3 protein-coding genes are annotated in these 4,111 nt (G+C 70.4%); 2 read left to right on the top strand and 1 reads right to left on the bottom strand.

Annotated elements, in window-relative coordinates:
- The first annotated feature begins 65 nt into the window (after nucleotides 1–65).
- Nucleotides 66–494, top strand: a complete 429-nt coding sequence (locus CR470_RS36105) for a pyridoxamine 5'-phosphate oxidase family protein (RefSeq protein WP_097871823.1) — start codon at nucleotides 66–68, stop codon at nucleotides 492–494.
- Nucleotides 495–819: 325 nt separating this feature from the next.
- On the opposite strand, the gene CR470_RS36095 is transcribed toward CR470_RS36105, so the two are convergent.
- Nucleotides 820–2,265 (bottom strand): glyceraldehyde-3-phosphate dehydrogenase, encoded by a 1,446-nt coding sequence (locus CR470_RS36095; protein ID WP_097871821.1) that lies wholly within the window; start codon nucleotides 2,263–2,265, stop codon nucleotides 820–822.
- Nucleotides 2,266–2,687: 422 nt separating this feature from the next.
- Between CR470_RS36095 and CR470_RS36090 the strand changes: the two genes are divergently transcribed.
- Nucleotides 2,688–4,111, top strand: a 1,424-nt coding sequence (locus tag CR470_RS36090; RefSeq protein ID WP_257139040.1) for a sensor histidine kinase, incomplete at its 3' end; no start/stop codon positions are given.

The following is a 4,111-nucleotide window of genomic DNA, read 5'->3' as shown; positions in this document are numbered from 1 at the left end:
AGATGTGTATAAGAGACAGAGGCACACTGGGGCAGCCCCCGAATCCCCGTCCGAAGGAGCGTGCAGTGGCACTCAGCCGTGAAGAGCGCGAACAGTTCCTCGCCGAACCCCATGTCGCCGCACTGGCCGTCGCGTCGGGGAGCAGCGGCCGGGCCCCGCTCAGCGTTCCCATCTGGTACCAGTACACGCCGGGCGGCGACGTACGCATTCTCACCGGCCGCACCTCGCGCAAGGCCGAACTGATCGACGCGGCGGGCCGGTTCACGCTGCTGGTCGACCGGCTGGAGCCGACCATCCGCTACGTCTCCGTCGAGGGGCCCGTCGTCGACACCCGACCCGCCACGCGGGCGGACCTGGAGGAGGTGTCGGCGCGCTACCTTCCGGCCGAGAAGGTCGCCGGTTACGTGGACTTCGCCTGGGAGAACCACGGGGAGCAGGTGGTGATCACCCTGCGCCCCGAGCGCTGGGTCAGCTCGGACCTCGGCCAGGTCTGAGCCTCGGCCGTGCCGCCCGCGCGGGGGAGACCCGCCTGCAGTGCCCACTCTCGTTCACCGGAGATGACGTCACGAAGTGTGACCGCCGGCCACCTGCGGTACCCATTCCGGTGATCCACCGCGCTCGGTGGGATGCGAGAGACACGACGGCATCGACGATGTCCTCCGGCTCGCCTGCCCGGCTCAGGGGGACGGTCTCCCGGGCGCCTGATCGATCAGCGTCCATGCCGGCGGCATGCTGCCGCCGCGGCGTAACGAACGCCCGGTGCCCGGCAGGAGGACCTGCCGGGCACCGGGCTCCGGATCGAACGGGGCGGGCCCTGGTTCAGACCGCCGGGGCCGGGTACGTCGGGTACTCCACCCCGGAGACGTGCTGGACGACCCGGATGACCTGGCACGAGTAGCCGAACTCGTTGTCGTACCAGAGGTAGAGGATCGCGTTGTCGCCGTCGACCTTGGTGGCTCCCGCGTCGACGATCGAGGCGTGGCGCGAGCCGATGAAGTCGCTGGAGACCGCGTCGGGCGCGCTGATGAAGTCGATCTGCCGCTTGAGCGGCGAGGCCAGCGACACGTTGCGGAGGTAGTCGAGAACCTCTTCACGGGTGGTCTCGCGCTCCAGCCGCAGGCTGAGGATCGCGATCGAGACGTCGGGCACCGGGACGCGGATGGAGCTGCCGGTGATCGGGGCGTCGAGGTCGGGCAGCGCCTTCGCCACGGCCGAGGCGGCACCGGTCTCGGTGATGACCATGTTGAGCGCCGCCGAACGGCCACGGCGGTCGGAGCTGTGGTAATTGTCCAGCAGGTTCTGGTCGTTGGTGTACGAGTGGACCGTTTCCACGTGCCCGCGCAGAACGCCGTACTCGTCCGCCATCGCCTTCAGCGGCGGCACGATCGCGTTGGTCGTGCAGGACGCGCAGGACAGGATCCGCTCGTCCGGCTTGATCGTGTCGTGGTTGACGCCGTGCACGATGTTGGGGACGTCGCCCTTGCCCGGTGCGGTGAGCACGACCTTGGCGATGCCCGCCCGGAGGTGCTTGGAGAGACCCTCGCGGTCGCGCCACCGGCCGGTGTTGTCGATCAGGATGGCGTCCTTGATGCCGTACGCCGTGTAGTCGACCGTCGTCGGGTCGTCGGAGTAGATCATCTGGATCGCGTTGCCGTTGGCGATGATCTTGCTGTTCGCCTCGTCGACGGTGATCGTGCCCTGGAACTGGCCGTGGATCGAGTCGCGCCGCAGCAGCGAGGCGCGCTTGACGATGTCCTGGCCGGAGCCCTTGCGGACGACGATGGCCCGCAGACGCAGGCCGTTGCCCGAGCCGGCCTTCTCGATGAGCAGACGGGCCAGGAGCCGGCCGATGCGGCCGAAACCGTAGAGCACCACATCACGCGATGCGCGGCGCTCGATCTTGTTGTCGCCCGTCGCCCCGGCGACGGCCTCGGCGGTGAACGCCTCGACCGAGAGCCCGCGCCCGTCGGCCCGGTACGTCGCGGCCAGCATGCCTATGTCGATCTGGGAGGGGCCGAGATCGAGCGTCGTCAGAGCCTTCAGGAAGGGCATCGTCTCGGTGACCGAGAGCTCCTCGCCCGCGATCTGCCGGGCGAAGCGGTGGGTCTTGAGGATGCTGACCACCGACTTGTTCACCAGGGAGCGGCTGTGCAGCAGGACGTTGACGTCCTGCTCGCGGTGCAGCTTCCCGATGATCGGGATCATCGACTCCGCGATCTCCTCGCGGTGCATCCAGTTGGTGAACGAGTCGTCATTGACAGTCACAAGTTTATCTTTCGAGCTAGGCGGCGCTCATATGGTAACCGGCCGCCTCGTCGCCCCTTCGAGTGGTCCCCTGCCTGCGGGTGAACCCCGTAGCGGCACCTCGTGCGCGGTCTCGGCGGGCCGGAAGTGTCCAGCATGTGGGCAGCCCGTCGACGCTCCGGAGCGATTCGGGGTCAAGGTGGTGAAATCGGGCGCACGTGCGAGGGTTCATACCAGAGTGGGACGGATGGCGGGCAAGTTCGACAACTGCCCGTCGCGCATACGTCATTGACGACTACCGTGTGTGCCCGGTGATCAACGGTGGGCTCACAACGTTCGGCCTGCCCGACCGATGACCCGCGCCTGACCGACCACCGTAGGGGCCACCGCATGGACGCCGGCATGACCGCCGATCCCCGGTGCCCCCTGTACCGAGGACGCTGATGTCTCAACTTCGCGCCCCCGACGCGCGACCGGACCGCCGTGAAGGCGGGCGGCACGGCCGCCCCGGCACGCGCGCCCACTCGGCCACGAGCAGGTCGCGTGCCGCAGGGCCTCCCCCCGAGGCCCGCATGCGCCCCCAGCTGCTCCGGACCGCTCTGCTCCCGGCCGTCGCCGCCGTGCTCAGCGGCGCCGCGGCCGTCATCTTCACCGTCCGCGCCGGAGCCGTCGGCTCCTCGCCCAGCCTCTGGGCGGCGCTCGGTGGATCTGGTGCGCTCGCCGTCGCCGCCGTCGCCGCCGCCTACCTCGGCGCCAACCGCGTCGCGGGCCAGGTGCTCGACCGGGCCCTCGCGCTCCGGCGTCTCAGCGCCCAGGGCCAGGCGGAGCTGCAACGGGTGGTGGAACAGCTCCGAAACGGGGAAACCGTCGCCACCCGCCCGCCGGCGCAGCCCCCCGCGCCCGGGGCCGACGCCTTCGACCTGCTCGGCCAGGAGATGGCGCGGTCCCAGGAAGCCGCCGTCGCCGCCGTCGTCCAGGCGTCCCAGCTCTTCAGCAGCGCGGGCAACGAACAGAAGGTCGAGGTCTTCGTCAACCTCGCACGACGGCTGCAATCCCTCGTCCACCGCGAGATCCAGATCCTCGACGAGCTGGAGCACGAGGTCGAGGACCCCGACCTCCTCAAGGGCCTCTTCCACGTCGACCATCTCGCCACCCGGATCCGCCGCCACGCGGAGAACCTCGCCGTGCTCGGCGGGGCCGTCTCCCGGCGGCAGTGGAGCAACCCGGTCACCATGACCGAGGTGCTCCGCTCGGCCATCGCCGAGGTCGAGCAGTACCCCCGGGTCAAGCTGGTCCCGCCGATGGAGGGCACCCTGCGCGGCCACGCCGTCGCCGACGTGATCCACCTGCTGGCCGAGCTGGTAGAGAACGCCACGGTGTTCTCCGCCCCGCACACCCAGGTGCTGCTGCGCGTCCAGCACGTCACCGCCGGCCTCGCCCTGGAGGTGGAGGACCGTGGTCTCGGGATGCCGGACCACGAGCAGCAGCGGATGAACGCCCTGCTCTCCGACCCCGACCAGGTCAACGTCGCCCACCTGCTGCAGGACGGCCGGATCGGCCTGTTCGTCGTCTCGGCCCTGGCCCGCCGCCACGGCATCGCCGTCCGGCTGCAGAGCAACATCTACGGCGGTACGCAGGCGGTGCTGGTTCTCCCGCAGTCGCTGCTCGGGACCGATCCCGACGCCCCGCAGCCGCCCGACGCCGTGCCCGTACCGCCCCCCGGCGCCGTGCACCGGCCGCCCGCCGAGGCCGGGACCCCCGCCGCCCCGCCGAAGAGCGGTGCGACGAGGTCCGAGGCTCCGGCCCGGACGTCCGCGGGCGGCTCGCACCAGGGGCCCGGCAGCGGGCCTGTCTCTTATACACATCT

The organism is Streptomyces sp. rh34 (genome assembly GCF_002551245.1).
In the GTDB taxonomy this organism is placed as follows: domain Bacteria; phylum Actinomycetota; class Actinomycetes; order Streptomycetales; family Streptomycetaceae; genus Streptomyces.
Note: the sequence above shows the minus strand (reverse complement) of the source record. Positions and strands in the feature narration are given on the sequence as shown.